The organism is Microcoleus sp. C2D2 (assembly GCF_036702495.1).
GTDB lineage: Bacteria > Cyanobacteriota > Cyanobacteriia > Cyanobacteriales > Microcoleaceae > Microcoleus.
Window position 1 is genome coordinate 23,262 of sequence record NZ_JAUBTO010000043.1, and the last position, 16,677, is coordinate 39,938.

18 protein-coding genes are annotated in these 16,677 nt (G+C 47.5%); 14 read left to right on the top strand and 4 right to left on the bottom strand.

Annotation, left to right across the window (positions count from 1 at the left end; translation table 11 throughout):
* The first annotated feature begins 2 nt into the window (after positions 1–2).
* Complete coding sequence (locus QUB61_RS15950) at positions 3–1,445, top strand: DUF2079 domain-containing protein (protein WP_333129407.1); 1,443 nt, start codon at positions 3–5, stop codon at positions 1,443–1,445.
* Between the two features lie 76 nt (positions 1,446–1,521).
* Here QUB61_RS15950 and cas6 read toward each other — a convergent pair whose 3' ends face one another.
* A complete protein-coding gene (gene cas6 / locus QUB61_RS15955) occupies positions 1,522–2,646 on the bottom strand; it encodes a CRISPR-associated endoribonuclease Cas6 (protein ID WP_333129405.1) in 1,125 nt (374 codons plus the stop codon).
* Positions 2,647–2,946: 300 nt separating this feature from the next.
* On the opposite strand from cas6, the gene QUB61_RS15960 reads away from it, so the two are divergent.
* The 5 genes from QUB61_RS15960 to QUB61_RS15980 all read left to right on the top strand — a co-directional run bounded on the left by QUB61_RS15960 (position 2,947) and on the right by QUB61_RS15980 (position 6,854).
* On the top strand, positions 2,947–3,321 hold the full coding sequence (locus QUB61_RS15960; protein WP_333129403.1) for a ferredoxin-thioredoxin reductase catalytic domain-containing protein: 375 nt from the start codon (positions 2,947–2,949) through the stop codon (positions 3,319–3,321).
* 147 nt (positions 3,322–3,468) lie between these two features.
* The gene (locus QUB61_RS15965; RefSeq protein WP_333129400.1) at positions 3,469–3,876 is read left to right on the top strand and encodes a DUF309 domain-containing protein; all 408 of its coding nucleotides are present in this window, start codon (positions 3,469–3,471) and stop codon (positions 3,874–3,876) included.
* Positions 3,877–4,192: 316 nt separating this feature from the next.
* Positions 4,193–4,705, top strand: coding sequence for an LptA/OstA family protein (locus QUB61_RS15970; protein ID WP_333129398.1), 513 nt, complete (start codon positions 4,193–4,195; stop codon positions 4,703–4,705).
* A gap of 172 nt (positions 4,706–4,877) precedes the next feature.
* Positions 4,878–5,606, top strand: a complete 729-nt coding sequence (lptB, locus tag QUB61_RS15975; protein WP_333129396.1) for an LPS export ABC transporter ATP-binding protein — start codon at positions 4,878–4,880, stop codon at positions 5,604–5,606.
* An 81-nt stretch (positions 5,607–5,687) separates the two neighbouring features.
* Positions 5,688–6,854: an LptF/LptG family permease gene (locus QUB61_RS15980; protein WP_333129394.1), complete on the top strand. Its 1,167-nt coding sequence runs from the start codon at positions 5,688–5,690 to the stop codon at positions 6,852–6,854.
* 78 nt (positions 6,855–6,932) lie between these two features.
* On the opposite strand, the gene QUB61_RS15985 is transcribed toward QUB61_RS15980, so the two are convergent.
* Entirely contained in the window at positions 6,933–8,297 is a 1,365-nt protein-coding gene (locus QUB61_RS15985; RefSeq protein WP_333129392.1) for a hypothetical protein, read from the bottom strand.
* 464 nt (positions 8,298–8,761) lie between these two features.
* On the opposite strand from QUB61_RS15985, the gene pgl reads away from it, so the two are divergent.
* The 6 genes from pgl to QUB61_RS16015 all read left to right on the top strand — a co-directional run bounded on the left by pgl (position 8,762) and on the right by QUB61_RS16015 (position 13,028).
* A complete protein-coding gene (gene pgl, locus QUB61_RS15990) occupies positions 8,762–9,481 on the top strand; it encodes a 6-phosphogluconolactonase (RefSeq protein WP_333129451.1) in 720 nt (239 codons plus the stop codon).
* A 206-nt stretch (positions 9,482–9,687) separates the two neighbouring features.
* Positions 9,688–10,479 carry an FHA domain-containing protein gene (locus QUB61_RS15995; protein ID WP_333129390.1) on the top strand — a complete coding sequence of 264 codons (792 nt, stop codon included), beginning with the start codon at positions 9,688–9,690 and terminating at the stop codon, positions 10,477–10,479.
* A gap of 97 nt (positions 10,480–10,576) precedes the next feature.
* The gene (locus QUB61_RS16000) at positions 10,577–11,053 is read left to right on the top strand and encodes an FHA domain-containing protein (RefSeq protein WP_445300244.1); all 477 of its coding nucleotides are present in this window, start codon (positions 10,577–10,579) and stop codon (positions 11,051–11,053) included.
* 57 nt (positions 11,054–11,110) lie between these two features.
* The gene (locus QUB61_RS16005; RefSeq protein ID WP_333129384.1) at positions 11,111–11,848 is read left to right on the top strand and encodes a PRC-barrel domain-containing protein; all 738 of its coding nucleotides are present in this window, start codon (positions 11,111–11,113) and stop codon (positions 11,846–11,848) included.
* Positions 11,849–12,018: 170 nt separating this feature from the next.
* On the top strand, positions 12,019–12,579 hold the full coding sequence (locus QUB61_RS16010; protein WP_333129383.1) for a hypothetical protein: 561 nt from the start codon (positions 12,019–12,021) through the stop codon (positions 12,577–12,579).
* Positions 12,576–13,028, top strand: a complete 453-nt coding sequence (locus QUB61_RS16015) for an FHA domain-containing protein (RefSeq protein WP_333129381.1) — start codon at positions 12,576–12,578, stop codon at positions 13,026–13,028. Before QUB61_RS16010 ends, QUB61_RS16015 begins: the two co-directional genes overlap by 4 nt.
* Before the next feature lie 145 nt (positions 13,029–13,173).
* Here the strand turns inward: QUB61_RS16015 and QUB61_RS16020 are convergent, their stop codons facing one another.
* Complete coding sequence (locus tag QUB61_RS16020) at positions 13,174–13,752, bottom strand: DUF1997 domain-containing protein (RefSeq protein ID WP_333129379.1); 579 nt, start codon at positions 13,750–13,752, stop codon at positions 13,174–13,176.
* Positions 13,753–13,961: 209 nt separating this feature from the next.
* Here QUB61_RS16020 and pheA point away from each other — a divergent pair, with 209 nt between their 5' ends.
* Positions 13,962–14,888, top strand: coding sequence for a prephenate dehydratase (pheA, locus tag QUB61_RS16025; protein ID WP_333129377.1), 927 nt, complete (start codon positions 13,962–13,964; stop codon positions 14,886–14,888).
* Positions 14,889–14,923: 35 nt separating this feature from the next.
* Complete coding sequence (locus QUB61_RS16030; RefSeq protein WP_333129374.1) at positions 14,924–15,568, top strand: pentapeptide repeat-containing protein; 645 nt, start codon at positions 14,924–14,926, stop codon at positions 15,566–15,568.
* 33 nt (positions 15,569–15,601) lie between these two features.
* Here QUB61_RS16030 and QUB61_RS16035 read toward each other — a convergent pair whose 3' ends face one another.
* The gene (locus QUB61_RS16035) at positions 15,602–16,540 is read right to left on the bottom strand and encodes a PspA/IM30 family protein (RefSeq protein WP_333129371.1); all 939 of its coding nucleotides are present in this window, start codon (positions 16,538–16,540) and stop codon (positions 15,602–15,604) included.
* Positions 16,541–16,677: the final 137 nt, after the last annotated feature.

The following is a 16,677-nucleotide window of genomic DNA, read 5'->3' on the forward strand; positions in this document are numbered from 1 at the left end:
AAATGCTAACTTTAAAATCCCTAAAATCTCATCCAGTATTTTTAATGATTGTCGTGACAACGATAGTCTTATTTACCGCCAGCAGCGCGCGGCACGCTTTGTTTCAGTCAACTGCATTCGACTTAGCAATTTTTGACCAAGCAATTTATTTACTCTCCCAAAACCAAACGCCATTTTCCTCTTTAATGGCAATAAATATTTGGGGAGATCACGCCGCTTTTATTTTCTATCCACTAGCTTTACTTTACAAAATATATCCAGATATTCACTGGCTTTTTTTAGTGCAAGCTGTTGCCCTAGCTTTAGGCGCTTGGCCGAGTTGGAGTTTGGCACGTCAAGCCGGATTAAATAATAGCATATCTTGGGCGATCGCCTGTATTTACCTCCTGTATCCATTAGTATTTAATGTCAATCTCTTCGACTTCCACCCAGAAGTAATTGCTTTACCAGCACTGCTAGCAGCAATCTTAGCCGCTAGGCTGAATAAAACCTTGTGGTTTTGTGCTGCTATTGTATTAGTTTTGATGTGCAAAGCCGTGCTATCTTTAACTGTGGCTGCGATGGGTTTGTGGCTGTTGTGTTTTGACAAAAAACGCAATTGTGGGCTCATAGCTCTATTTCTAGGCGCGGGTTGGTTCCTGGTAGCTACTCAGGCAGTTATACCGTATTTTAATCAGGGAAGAGAACACGCGGGAATCGGGCGATATCAATATTTGGGAAACTCGGTTTTGGAAATTGCTATTAATTTAATAGTGAAACCAAATCTAGTTTTAGAGCGTTTGTTTTCTTTAGAAACTTTTGAATATTTAGCGTTATTGCTATTACCAGTAATTTGGTGGCTGTCCCCGCGTCATCTGTCATCTTTAATTAGTGCTGTGCCGATGTTGGCGATGAATATTCTTTCCGATATCCCCGCTCAGCGGGATTTAATTCATCAATATTCTGTGCCGATATTGCCGTTTTTGGTGGTTGCCGTAATTTCCAGTTTAGCATATAGCAATCAGCAAAAGGGAAAGACAATATTTGATAGATTGCCACTTCCTAATTATCCATTGCCTAGAGTCATTGTAATTTGGTCGTTGATTGCTTTCTTAGCTTTAGCGAAATACGGCTATTTTTGGACTATTTATTTAAAAGGGCTCGACACTTTGCCAGCTACCAAAGAGGCAATTTCTCTTGTTGAAACCAAAGGCAGTGTTTTAACAACTGCTCAGATTGCTCCGCACTTAGCGCACCGCCCTGTAGTAAAATTAACTCAGGCTCACGCGCCGCCTGCAAATCTCGCAGAATTTGATTATGTATTGCTGAACCTCAGATATCCTGGCTGGATGAGCGATCGAGCTTTTGTGGAAAACCTCATAACTCAACTAAAAAACACCCCTCAATTTCAACTAAAATATCAGCGAGACGACATATACCTATTTACCCAAAACGCTAACAAATAAATCATCTTCTCCTCCTTCGCGCCCTTCGCGCCTTCGCGGTTCGTAAAACAAATCTCATTTACAAATCAATTTAACCTTAATCCTCAACTTTCAAAGCCCTTCTTGCCAACTTCACATAAGTTTTCACAGTTTCATAAGGCATTTCCAAATCAGCAGCAATATCCAACAAAGATTCCCCCAATTCCCGGCGCGCCAAAATCGTCGCCCAAGTTTCAGCAATCTCAGCAGCGCGACTTCCGCCTGTACGCTTTCTGTGCGCCATAAACTTCTGTGTCAATTCATCTATTCGCGCCGCCAATACGCTTTGTATCGACACTTCAGGTAGCGCTTCTGTCAACCATTGTGCTCGCGTTTGTCCCAATCCAAAAGTTGTTTTGTGACCAGTGCCGCAATAAGGCGCTAACCGCCCCAAAGCATAAAATAATTGTACCAAATCAGGGCGATTGTGAGCCGATCGCCCTAGCCCAAATTCCACAGCCCCAGTGAATCCCGTTACCATGCCTTTTTTGCCCGCCGCTACCTTTTGCGACTCCAATTTGTGGCGGCTAATAATTGCATTTTCATCAATCCAATTCAAAAATTCTGCTCGGTCAAAATTCACCCCCGAAAAGTTATTCCAGCGGCGCAAATAGCTGTGAAAAACATTTTCTGGAACTGGCAAAGGGAAGTGATGGCCTTTGCTACGAAAGCTTGTAGGACTCACAAAACTAAGTTTGATGGTTGGCGAAAAGGGGGGTTCTGCTGTTAATAATTGCTGGTAATTTGTGGGCTCAAAAGCAATATTCCAAGAGCGAATTAGCAGGGGAGAATTTCGCAAATCTATCTCTTCGGGCAAATTTTGCAGCCACTGACTCAGCCACTGCACTACTGGCTTTGAAAGTCCTGTTACGTACCAGCGATAAATTCGATCGCCCACAAGCTGAAATTCTTTGCCACCGGGGAGCAAATCACCTTCCAATCCCGAAATAGTAAAGGCTTTTTCTGACTGTTCATCGTGCAAAAGTTTCGATAAATCCGGGTCAGTTTGGTGTACTTGACCTAAAAACCAAGCGTGCAAACCTATAGCATACTGCGCGTACAGATAGCTAGCAGCGCGGGGGGTCAATTCAAACACTAATCCGACTAACTCGGTGTCATCCGGCCAAATCAGCCCAGAGGGAGGAGATTTTTTGCTGTGGGTGCGGTTCGGGGAAGTTGCCATCAGATGCCACTAACAGGGAGAGGGCTGTGCTATCTTATCCGATTTTTATCCCCTTTGGGGGATGATTGTTGAGGGCGATCGAGCGCCCAAATCTTTTGCCTGCTTCAAAAACCGGGTCTGCCGCCAGTTTCCCGCGCCCTCGGGGATACACAAAAATCAGTAAAAAACCAACAACCTAAAACTCAATCTTTGTCAAGGTTTTCCTCCTTGTAAGTAAACAGAAATATACAAGTGTTTAAAATCACCTTCTGCGCTACAATTGTTAAAAGCTCGTAGCATCCTCAACTCCGATCCTAAACTATGAACACAACAGAGAACACAACAGAAAAATCTAAACTCTCCAACGAAAAAACTTTGGAGGCGATGAAGAATTTCTCCGAAACCTATGCCAAGCGAACGGGAACATACTTTTGTTCCGAGCCTTCCGTCACTGCTGTCGTGATAGAAGGATTAGCAAAACACAAGGATGAACTAGGCGCTCCCTTATGCCCTTGTCGCCATTACGAAGATAAAGAAGCCGAAGTAAAAGCCGCCTACTGGAACTGTCCCTGCATTCCCATGCGCGAGCGCAAAGAGTGTCACTGTATGTTATTTCTGACGCCAGATAACGATTTCGCTGGAACTAATCAGGAAATAGGAATGGATCAGATTCAAGCTGTCAGAGACACTATGTAATCGGTTAAGTAGGCGGTCGTGAAATGGCAATAGTTTTGAAAATAGGTCGTTATTTTTCCTATTTTTAAGACTTAGCTATTAAAAAAAAATCGATCGCCGCCTACTCAAACACACATCCGCAATCGAAAATTCCCCATCTCCAATCGAATGACAGAGGAAATCCCGCTCGACTTTTGGCAAGGTATCGAACAGTTTAACAGCCAAGAATTTTACGCTTGTCACGATACTTTAGAGGCTTTGTGGATGGAAGCTGGCGAGCCGGAAAAAAGGTTTTATCAGGGAATATTGCAAATTGCCGTCGCGCTTTATCACTTAGGAAATCACAACTGGCGCGGTGCAGTAATCTTGCTGGGAGAAGGAATAAATCGGCTCAGTTATTATCAGCCGATCTATGCCGGAATTGCCGTAGAAGACTTGCTCGCACAAAGTGCTAAACTTTTGAGCGCTTTGCAACAAGCTGGCCCGGAAGAAGTAGCAGAATTTGTGCCGCTTGTAACAGGTACAGAAGTCGCAGGCTTGCAATTGCCGCGAATTATCAAAGTACCAAAAAGTTAAATAAAGGTTAAATAAATGTTTGTATTAGGGTGTGCAGCAGACTTTGGCTCTACACAGAGGATGGCTGGCTTTCTTGCCCGCTGCACAAGCAGATTGATTTGCTGTGGAACAAGCATCTTGCCCGTTCCCGGTCAAGACAGTTCCAGCCACTCAGCAAAACAGCCAATAAAATTCGCGGTTGTCTTGCTAGGATAATTGGTTGAGACTCTCGGGTCAATAGATCGATCTCACGAAAATCTTTCTGACCGTTAAGATAAAATACCTAACTGGAGATAATGCCCTTCAGCAATTTCAAAAATTTTGAGGCTCCAAGCTTATGATGCCCTCCGCTAAACTGCTCAATTCCCGAATATTCAAAGGATTATCGCTGCTGTTGCCCCTCACTCTGGCAGGCGCGATTGCCTCTCCCACTTACCCGCAAGCCGGGCCGCCCCGCACTCTCAGTGTGCGATCGGACATTCAAGAAGCCGACTCCAAAACCGGCATCGTGACAGCCCGCGGCAACGTCCAAATCAACTATCCAGCCCGCCAAATACAAGCAACCGCAGCTCAAGCTCAATACTTCAGCCGCGAGCGCCGGATCATTCTCAGTGGAGATGTTTACGTCTTGCAGCAGGGCAACAGCCTGCGCGGTGAAACCATAACATACCTCATCGACGAAGGGCGGTTTATTGCCCTGCCGGACAACCCAGGACAGGTAGAATCGGTCTATCTGGTTGCCCCAGAGCAAGATGCAGCAGCCCAAAATGCAGTTGGCTCCCAACGTCCCCCAGTAAATCCTCAGCCCGCTGTTAAACCGCCCGCAAGCCCCCAAACAGCTCCCAGGTAAAAATAGCTGGTGGCATCGAAATTTCGCATCGGTAAAACATACTACTTGGGATAGATGCGAAATTTCCTCTTTTATAAATTAAAAAACTGGAGATTGTAAAATATCAACTTGAGACTCGATCGCACAAAGCTGCAGTCTGAAATTTAGCTTGTAGAGGTTGCCGGGAGCGAAAATGAAAATTGTACTCGAAAATATTCACAAATCCTACGGAAAACGCAATGTAGTCAGTCGCGTCAACCTTTCGGTAGCCCAAGGAGAAATAGTAGGACTGCTCGGCCCCAACGGTGCCGGTAAAACCACAACATTTTACATAGCAACCGGATTAGAAAAACCAAATCAAGGCACCGTTTGGCTAAACGATTTAGACATCACTAAATTGGCGATGCACCAGCGAGCGCATTTGGGAATTGGCTATCTCGCTCAAGAAGCAAGCATTTTCCGGAACATGAGCGTGCGCGACAACATTTTGTTAGTCCTAGAACAAACTCAAGTGCCGCGCTGGGAATGGCGCGAGCGAGTCGATTTCCTGTTGCAAGAATTTCGCTTAGAAAAAATAGCATCGAGTTTGGGAATTCAAATCTCAGGGGGAGAAAGGCGGCGGACTGAACTGGCCAGAGCATTAGCCGCAGGGCGAGACGGGCCGATGTTCCTATTTTTAGACGAACCGTTTGCAGGCGTCGATCCGATCGCCGTAGACGAAATTCAAACCATTATTGCTAAACTGCGCGATCGCAAAATCGGCATCCTCATCACCGATCACAACGTCCGAGAAACCCTCGAAATTACCGATCGAGCCTACATCATGCGAGACGGCCAAATTTTAGCCTCCGGGGCTGAAGAAGAACTCTACAGCAACCCTTTAGTGCGGCAGTATTACTTGGGCGACAGCTTCGTGCGATAGTCTTTTGAATGCCTTCGGCAAACCGTCGAATTTGAGATTTTAGATGTTAGATTGAGGAGCAATCTGCGACAACGCGCCACTATGAAAATAGCAATATCCAATTCTTTGAATCCCATCAACTGGCTGCCGAGAATTTCAGTAATGGACTGGTACATTACCAAAGAACTAATCGGGCCATTTCTCTTTGGCGTCGGACTCTTTACATCCGTCGCCGTCACAGTTGGAGCCTTATTTGAATTAGTCCGCAGAGTAACAGAATCCGGCCTCCCCTACAGCGCCGCCATAGAAATTTTTCTCCTGCAAATTCCCTACTTCGTAGTATTGGCTTTCCCCATGTCAATGCTGCTAGCAACCTTAATGGCCTACAGCCGAATGTCCAGCGACAGCGAACTCATCGCCCTCCGCAGTTGCGGAGTTAGCGTTTACCGATTGATGCTGCCCGCAGTGATTATGAGTTTAATTGTTGCCGGCTTCACCTTTGCTTTGCAAGAGTTAGTCGTACCCGCCGCCAGCTACAGAGCTACTCTGACTTTAGACAGAGCCCTGAAGCGAGAAAAACCGATATTTCAAGATAGAAATATTATCTACACAGAATTTCGCAAACCAGAAAAAGGCGGCGACGAAACCCTAGCCCGCTTTTTTTATGCAGAACAGTTTGACGGCCAGCGAATGAAAGGTTTAACAATTATCGATCGCTCCACCCCAGGCCTCAATCAAATCGTTTCTTCAGAATCAGCTACTTGGAATCCCTCAGAAAATACCTGGGATTTTTTCAACGGAACCGCTTATATAGTTGCTCCTGACGGCTCTTACCGCAATATAGTTAGGTTTCAACACCAGCAGTTGCAACTCCCCCGCACGCCCTTAGATTTAGCTGCTAGAGCGCGGGATTTCAAGGAAATGAACATTGCCCAAGCTTTAGAGCGTTTGGATATCCTTAAAAACAGCGGCGACGAACCGCAAATTCGCAAATTACAGGTGCGAATTCAAGAAAAATATGCTTTTCCTTTCGTGTGCATGGTATTTGGTTTAGTGGGAGCCGCTTTGGGAACTCAACCGCGCCGCTCCGGTCGAGGAACGAGTTTTGGTATTAGCGTAGTTGTGATTTTTGCTTACTACGTATTTTCTTTCATCACCAGTTCTATGGGCGTGAAAGCTGTTTTGACTCCGATTCTGTCAGCTTGGCTGCCGATCGTGTTTGGCTTGGGAATCGGGGGATTGTTGTTGGTGCGGGCTGCTTCTCGGTAAGTTTTACCAATAACATGGGAATGCGTAATTGGGAATTGGGAATTGGTAATATGGTTTTCGTTGCCGAACTTCGTTTATTTAAGGATTAGCAAAAGTATTGATTTCGCCGCCGCCAATGTAGCGTCCCGGAGTCAGGGACCGGGGTGTAGCAAAAGGTTGCGGTTGCATTGGCTGCACGCCCTGATTTGTGTTTTGGGGAACGACTCCAAAGTTAGGCGGATCGGGCAAGTTAAGCTGACTCGGTTGAGATGGTTGAAATTCAGAATTCGCTGAATTAGGAGAGAATTGAGGGCTAATTATCTTGCTTCGACCAATCCCACTCGGAAACGGGGACTGTCCGACATTGGGAAGTAGAGGTAAGGGCGTTGGTGTGGCGACTGGAAGTGCAGCAGGTTGAACTTCAGGTGCGAAGCCGGAACCAGATAAATTAGTTTGGTAGGGATTTTTCGGCAAAGCCACCGTTGCAGCCCCTGCATTAATTTCGGGGAGGTTCGGTACTCTGGAATTTAACCCAGCAAATGATTCAGTGACTGTAGCTGTCGGGTTTAATAATTTAAGAGATTCCTCGATCGCAGTATTTGTCGGAGCCGCAAGTGGGGGAAGTACTGCGGGAACATTCACAGGATTTGCTCCACCTTGAGGTTTAGCGGTCGTTGGGAGCAAATTTGCCGCATTTGCCGCAGCCGGATCCCGGGCCGGTCGATCGAGCAATGTAGCCGAGTCGGCAGTTTTCTTCGCCGCAGCCGCCGTTGCCTCCGTGTTAGTAACGACGTATTTTTTCATAGCTGCTTGCAGCGGACTCAAAGGAAGAGAATTTTCGTTTTGTTGGCCTGAATTAGCACCACTCGAGGCCTGGGATAAAGTTGCTGTCGCTCTACCCCCAGACTCAGGCTCGATCGTTTTGATCCCGGACATCAGTCCCCCACTGCCAAATAAACTCAAAGCTGATGTCGCGTCTGAACTTGGCAAGCTGGAATTTTGCGGGTTATTGTTTGCGGTTCCCACAGCAGGATTTGCTACATTTGGCAAGGGCAAAAATCTGCTGCTTGCCACCCGCTTGGGGGCTGAAGATGGCTGAGGAATTCCGAGGCCCCGAGCGCTAATTTCCTCGAATAAACCTTGGCTTTTTACTACTGATGAATTTAACAAGTTCTGTTGAGAAGAAGTAGAGCCATTTAACTGATTGACTAGCACTGGTAAGCTGTCGATTTCCGCCGCAATGGCGCTATCTTCCGCAGACAGCCCCGGCAGCGAACCTGAATTGTTTGAGGCTGCTTCTTCTTGCCCATCTATGCTCAACCTTTCTGGATTTACAGAGACCTCCCAGATAAATACCCCCCCCGCACACAGCACGGCTAGCGGAGCCCAAACCGCCGGTTGCGTCCAGTGGCGCAACCGCGCTATCAGATAGCGGACAGATTTAAATCGCTTAAAACTTGACATAGTTTTGCTTCCATCCGAGCCTGCGGATTTAAAACTATTTTTCCTACTCTACCACATCGATGTTGATTATTTTTGCTGTCCCGGGGTAAGTGCGATCGGGAGCATATCGGTTGTGCTTTTACTGTCCCTGTGCGATCGTCTCGCTATATGTAACTTTGCTGTTCCCGACCACTCCCACAAAACGCTTTTTACTCGGAGCGCAGATGCTCCCTGTGCGATCGGACTTTTGATTGAAAGTTGCGAAAGATCAATGCAACAGGTGAAAATCCCTAACGCACTGGTAGAGATATGTCTTGCTTTCCTCAAATCAAGGGGGATAAGATGATAAAATTTGATGGGACGCGCTGCCCGGCCTGCCGGGCGTGTCAGCCGAGGGACCTGAAAGCAAAATGTCAAGGCAAAATGTCAAGGCAAAATTGGCAATTGCTCAGAACAACACCCAAGGAAAGAGAGAGAGGAAATTGATGAAAAAAATAGTAGAAGTATTAGCAAATCGGGAAGAATTAATAGATCGATCGCTCGGGATTGTCCTGTCAAAAATCCACTCCGCCATAGCAGAACGCGGAGTTTGTACGATCGCCGCCGCGGGCGGAAGCACACCCGAACCGCTCTACAGATCGCTCTGTGCCCAAGACCTGCCTTGGGACAAAATTCACGTTTTCTGGGGCGACGAACGCTACGTTCCCCCAGAACACCCGGACAGCAATCAAAAAATGGCGCGCCTGGCGTGGCTCGATCGAGTAAATATCCCCGCCAGCAACATCCACCCCATGCCCACAGGCGCCGGCGACCCCGCAGCCGACGCCTCGGCGTACCAAATCGAATTGCAGCAGTTCTTCAAAGCATCCGATGGCGAGTTTCCTGCTTTCGACATCATTCTATTGGGTATAGGGGACGACGCCCACACAGCCTCTCTATTTCCCGGCACAGCAGCCTTGCAAGTCCGGGACGCCCTAGTAACTGTCGGCAACAAAGACGGTCAACCCCGCATCACCTTTACAGTCCCCTTAATCAACCGCGCCCGGTGCGTCATCTTCATGGTCGCAGGAGCCAGCAAACAACCCGCCCTGGCTCAAATTTTTGCCCCCGCAGCGGACGAAATGACCTATCCAGCCAGACTCGTTCAACCAGAAGGCGAACTTTGGTGGCTGCTCGATGCGGCTGCTGGCTCCTCCGTAAAATAGCAGACAGATCCGATCGCGTGCCAACACAATCAGCAGTATCACCAACCCAAGAGGGCCCATCACCGCGAACGTCACGGCGTCAGCTCAGTTCCTAGTATTAGCGAAGCAATATAAGAATTGTGGCGGTTAAAGTTAAAATTTGACCATATACACCAGTAGTTTTATGAGGCTGATTTGAAAATCTGGCCGATAGCAAGGAGAAATCGATGATTGTCTGTCCCAATTGCAATCACCAGAACCCCGACGGGGCCAGCCAGTGCGAGGCTTGCTACACGCCTTTACCTGTTACCGCAAGTTGCTCGAACTGCGGTGCAGCGGTTCAGACAGATGCAGCATTTTGCGGTCAGTGTGGCTTTAACTTGCGTCCGGGTTCCATAGTTCCAGAAGTTGAGGTGAAAGTACCGTCCCCCTCGCCTGTGGGTCCGACAGTGGTATCGTCACGGGCGCCGGATTTAGCGCCAACCGAACCCCTGATGGCAATGGAACCTCTAGTTACCCTAAATAAGGGGCCCAACTTGGAAAAAATTCCCCCCAGCATTCCTACGATTCCAGATCCCCCGCCTTCGCCCTCGGTTCCTGTTACAACTGAATCGGTGGCAACACCAGTAAATACCTCTCCCCCGGTTCGCGGCCTGCAGCCTGCAGGTGTAGCTAAAACTCAACTGCAACAGCAGTCGGCGCGCCTGCTACACGTTCAGACAAATACGCCGATGGAATTGCCTCACAGTCTGTCTGTGGTTCACATAGGCAAGCCAAATGACTTAGTGCCACCGGATATTGATGTTTCTGGATTTGCTAATTCTGAGATAGTTTCTCGGGTACACGCAAATCTCCGGGTGGAGGGAGATGCTTGCTACCTAGAAGATGTAGGCAGTTCCAACGGCACTTACGTCAACAATACTCCGCTGCCCCAGGGAAACCGACACAGGTTGCGACCGGGAGACCGCATATCTCTGGGCAAAGGAGACCTGGTTACGTTTTTATTTCAAATCTCTTAGATCGAGTTTGGATTGGGCGATCGAAAGTCTAAAATCTAAAATCGCATCTTGAGGGGCTCTACCAAAACTCAATGCTGCCAATGTGATTAAGCTGACCTTGCTACATCCACTCCAGTCTATACCCGTCCGCAGTTGGACCTTTGAAGACGAGCAGGTCGTCCGGCTCGGACGATCGACGGAAAACCACGTCGTTCTTTTTAGCGCTGTGGTTTCTCGTCGCCACATCGAATTGCGGCGCAGCGGCATAACTTGGGAACTGATCAATTTAGGTACCAACGGCACTTACCTCGATGGTAAGCCGATCGTTAAGGTTCCCGTTGTGGACGGTCTGATCGTTCACTTGGCTCGCTCGGGTCCGAAAATTCAAATCAACGTCGGCCCGCATCCGTCCTCAGTCGAGTTAGGGCTTCGGACCGTCAAGCCAAGGGATGCTAAAGCAATTCACGATCCTTCGGGCGGCGCGCACATTACCACTATTCCTATTCCCAACCAACAAGAAGTTGGCACTTCCAGGGAAGAGGAGGAGTTAACGGAGGCAGAGAATACTCGCAATTATTCGGAAGAAGAATATTAAATCGGGATCTTTGGACGATCGACATTTTTCACGATCGCGGCACTCAGGAGTTTATTTATGAGTACATCACAACAGATTGTTAGGCGCAGCGAACTGCTCAACCGCCGCACGATCGACCGCTCAACGGCGGAAGAGGTCGGCAGGGTAGATCGGCTTTGGCTCGATTCTCACTCAAGGCGGGCGATCGGCTTTACTTGCAAGTCAGGACTTTTGGGCAACAAAAAACGCTGGTTCGCTTGGGCGCAAGTTGATACGGTGGGCGAAAATATTTTTGTCACCATTAACCCGGAACAGCCGGAATTGGATCGGCCGGAACAAGCTGTTTGTCCGATCGGGATTGAGGTTCTCACCGACTCCGGGAATAAGGCCGGTACGGTGGTTGACTACCTATTTGATGTCCGGACGGGTACAGTGATCCACTACCTGTTTAAATCGAGCGGCTGGCGCGGCGTTTTAGACGGGATTTACTTGCTACCGGTGGCAGCTATTTCGACGATCGGCAGCAAGCGGGCGATCGTGTCTGAAGCTGCTGTATCGGAACCCCAGCAGTACGCGGAGGGACTGCACCAAAAAGTCGGTCTCGTAGCAGAGTTTTTACACGAAGATTTCGACAGAACTATCAAAAATGTGGCAGGCGTGAAGCGGGGCGCTCAAAGTCTGGCGGAAAAATTCCAAGATAAAGCTCTAGAAGTCAGGGATGTAGCTCAAGAAAAAGTTGCAGAGTTGAAGCGGCAAAGGCATGAATCTGCCCCGCCAGAGCCGGCTCCGGAGCCGGCCGAGTCGGATTTGAGCTGAAGTTTTGGCTTATCGATCGCTCGGAGACTAATTGCCGAGCGCCTTGTGGGGGTGGCGCGCGCGAGGAAGGTCGATCTGTATTTTCGGTTTAGGAGATTGAGGCGTTCTCGCTCAGAATTGCAGCGAGCCTCAAAGCATTGTATTTTAAAAGTATCGCATCAAAAAGGAAAATGTTAGCAACTCCAAAAGACCTATGCTGTTTGATACAACCCACAAGTATTTTATCTAGAGACCCCAGCATTAATAATTGGTTAACTTCTGTTTCCACCAACAGCGATTCGTCGATCGTTGAGGGTCGCAAAATCGAGAACTCGAATCAGCGGTGCAACCACGGCGGGTCTGAGTTAAATTCTCTGGTTCGCCAGCGGGAAAATGGTTATTTGGCCGCTCGAATTGAGCAGCTTACCTATCGGCGCAATCGCTCCATCGCAGACCCAATTAATCAAGCGGTTGAGACGGCCCTCAATTACTGGGAAGTTCGCCAGATTAATAACATCGTGTTTGGTTGTTACCTCCGACAGCAAAAAGTTGCCCCGGCGCCCCAAGCTAAGGATCAAAAGTTTGTTCAAATGCCTCAAGCAGCCAAAAGTTCAACTTTTACGGCACAGCGAAGGAATAGTGGCGCACTCACCGCGCCTTTAAAAATCAAATTTTTTGCGGTTTTATCCCAAAAAATCTATCTGGGAGCATCCCCCTTTCTGTCTGGCGGCGGAGTGTCAAAACATCAGTGATTACCTTAACTCTGTTACATCCTATCCAGTCTGTCCCGGTTCAAAGTTGGTGTTTTGAATCAGAACCGGTGGTTCGGATCGGTCGATCGAACGACAATGATGTAATTATTTACAGCGCTGTAGTTTCCCGCCACCACGTAGAGCTGTGGAATCACGGGAATGACTGGAAAATTATTAATTTTGGTGCTAACGGCACTTATGTAGATGATAGACCGATCGCTCAGGTGCCAGTTGTGGACGGGATGACAATTCGCTTGGGCAATTCCGGACCCAAAATCAAGATTCGCGTGGGCGCAACGAATCAACCGGGCAAAATAACAAGGCCACCGCAGCGCGAACTCCGCCAAAAGGACGAAGTTTCAAAAGACAGGTCAACTGCAGGGCCTCGGGGTGTGGGAATCATCGAAGACGATGAACAGGGAGGGCTCACTCAAATCGATCTTGACTGACAGGCAGCTATGTATCCCTGCAAGCCAACTCAAACAAAGCTCAAGGTACGCAATTCGATTATCTAACTAATTAATTTTTCGGTAACTGGCCTGATTTTTGCCTAAATATGCCTATAAATTAATTAACAGCTTCTCTAGTAGGCTCTCACCCTTCTAAAGATAAGATTTGGGGGAGATCGATCGATATTACCTCTGTTTCGTTGCTTGCCCACCGACGGTAATCCGAGAGCAACTGAGACATCAACCGCTGTTTGACGCTCACGAGTACGCTCTTGAGCAAAGCGTTGCCCGTTGCTTCTAAAATTGGTTTGGGCGTCAGCCAAAACGGCGGCGGTAACTCTACTTGCACTTCCAAATCCGCTTTTCCCTTCAAGTATGCTACCCCGCTGCTTTGGTGTACACAAAGCTGTCCTTTGAGATTGAGAGCAAAGCGATCGTTTATATAACCCACGCCACGAATTTCGCAGGCGACGGACTCCAAATTGATGGTGCCGTCCGACTCAGCCCACACCCTCATGTCTACTGTGGGTTGAATGCTCAGCATCATAAATTGTAACGGCCGCATTTTCAGCCGGAAACACTCATCGCTTAGCTGCTCTGTGCGACTTCGATCGACGAGGGCGTTCACCAGTCGCCTCGGCTGGCGCAGATAATGTTGAATGGGAACCCGTTCCTCTGGTACGGCGATCTCAACGGATTGGGAAGCATTAAAGCGGGTATACATGAGAAAATATCAAAGTATAGGATTCTATAGCATATCTTAATAAACTATCACGTTTTTTAAGGTGATATAAGTCGCGCACGCTTGTCGCGGACTCAGCAATGTTATCCGAGAAATCACTGATAAAAGCTTTCGGGACATCGCTAATTTTTCATCATACTTGCTAGCTCATGAGAGTAAAGCAAACATTTGTAACCTAAAATAGCCTCTAAATGAAAATTTCGATCGCACATCTGGGCCCTGTTGGTACAAATGCAGAAACAGCCGCTCTAGCTTATGTCAATTGGTTGAGCCAAGAAACTAACTTTGAATGCACCCTGTGTCCTTATTCCACCATTTCCCAGGCGCTAGAGGCATCGGCCTTGGGGCAGGTTGACTATTCAGTTGTGCCTGTCGAAAATTCGATCGAAGGCAGCGTGACGGTTACCCTAGATACACTGTGGCGACTCGATCAACTGCGCATTCAACACGCCTTAGTTTTGCCAATTTCCCACGCGCTGGTGTCTAATGCTACAAATTTTAACGAGATTCAAAAAGTTTACTCTCATCCGCAAGCGCTAGCTCAATGTCAGTTATGGTTGGGGCAGTTTATTCCCTCAGCTCAATTGATTCCGGCCAATTCAACTACGGAAGCGTTGCAATATCTGGAAGATACAAATGTAGCCGCGATCTCTTCGCCAAGAGCGGCTGAACTTTACAATTTGCCAGTGTTAGCTCACCCCATTAATGATTATCCCGATAATTACACTAGATTTTGGGTACTCAGCACGAGTGTTGGAGAAATCGCCAACGTAGAACCAGCGCAGCGCTCATCCATTACATCCACCACAAAATCTGCTGCTAAGTTGATCCTTGATGCTTCACCGTCTAATTGCACCCATACCTCATTAGCTTTTAGCGTACCAGCCAATATGCCGGGAGCACTGGTAAAACCTTTGCAAGTATTTGCCAGTCGCGGTATTAATTTAAGTCGGATTGAATCTAGACCGACTAAACGATCGCTCGGAGAATATATTTTCTTTATGGACGTTGAGGCTAACGCCTGCCAAGCATTTGTTCGATCGGCACTCGAGGAGTTAAAAAATCACACAGAAACTTTAAAAATCTTTGGTTGCTACAGTGTACTGTCAGTAGTATAATTTTTTTTTTAAGTAAAACTTAGGAGGCTGGCGAGATGAATGCTGATGAACTTCTCAAGCGATACGCAGCCGGAGAAAGAAATTTTCATGAAACAAACTTGAAAGAGGCTTCTTTGCGAGAAGCTTTCCTAATGCATATTAATCTAGCTTGTGGAAATCTGAAAGAAATCAATTTGGCTTTTGCCAACCTAACGGCGGCAAACTTAATAGGTGCCAACCTCAAGAATGCTTGCCTGGTGATGAGCAAACTAAATGGGGCTAACCTAAGCCAAGCAGATCTAACTGTTGCGAGATTAACAGGAGCTGACATGATTGAGGCAAACCTGGAAAACGCCAACTTGAGCGACACCAAAATGATTGGTGTTAATTTGAGGGGAGCATCCTTGTACACCGCAAACTTGATGGAAGCAAACCTCATAGATGCTTGCTTGGACAATACAAACCTCGAAGAAGCCTATCTAAGCGAGGCTAAACTGCGGGGAGCGAGTCTGAGAAAAGCCAACTTGAGAAAAGCTTTTTTGTGTGAAAGTAACCTTGAGGGCGCTGACTTGAGAGGAGCTGACTTGAGGGGTGCTAATTTGAGCGGGGCATTTTTGTGCGGTGCTAATCTCGAAGGAGCTAAGCGAGATGAGGCAACAATTTTCAGTGGGACAATACAGTTTTGCGTCAGACAAGCCTGAACTCGCGCAATATATAAGCGGAGAATCCGACAACTAAGGACTAAAAAATATACTATTGACTTGGCTGAAAGTGAAATCTATTTGTTCCTGTACCCGAGCAAAATGAAGCTGCATCTTGAGTATCTCTTTCTTGGAATTAGCTTCAGCAATCTTACTTTCCAAAGCCAGCAAGTTGCGGTTGAGAGTTTCTACTCGCACAGTTTGGTCGTCTAAGTCAATTTTTAGTTCTGCCGCCTTATCGAATTGAATCTGCTTGCGATCCAAGGCGAGGCGGACTGAATTTTCATCCTCTTTCTGAAGGGCTAGCAAAGCTCGCTGCTGCCACTGATTGGCTTGAGATTCAGCTTGATTGTACAGCCACTGAATACGCAGTTGGGCGGAAATCGCGCTACCAACAGCCTGACGCAGTTCTTTGAGAGGTTCCTGAATTTCTAAGATTAACAGATCCCAAAGATTCATCAGTTCGCTGGTAAATTCTTCGCGCTCTACAGAGGCTACCAATGCTTCTAACAGCAACAAATTTGGTTGCATCTGCTGTGTAATTGTCTCAAATATTAACTCTGCTTCGGACAATTGCCGATCGTCATTTTTTTCTGAGACTGCACCGGATGAGCGATCTAATATTTTTTGATTGCTGTCTACCTCAGCTTCTGAATCTGAACTTGAAGCTACAAAGGCCTGTAATTTTTCGCGGGCGATCGAACTGAGTCTTTTTCGCAGCAAATCGCAGGCCGCCCGCTGCACTGACCCTGTCTCGCTTTGACAAATCTTGATGACTATTTTTAAGCCTGCATCGCCGTAATTCAATGTCTCCCTCAGGGCGGCGATTCGATGTTCGCTGACAGAACTAGACAGCCGGTGTTTAACTCCTGCTAGTCCGCCGAGAACGACACCGCCCACAGGAGGCGGCAGTTGACCGCCTCTAACTGCATCGTAGGGTTTCGGTTGGTCGAGATTTTCTAACACAAGCATTTACTGCTATAAAGAACCTATCCGAACCTGTTTGAAGTTAAGGATTAAACAGATACCAGTTCCAAAAAAGAATGGAACTGTAGGCCCGCGATCCAAACCCTTAGTTCATCAGTCAATCGAAAATCAAAAATCAAAAA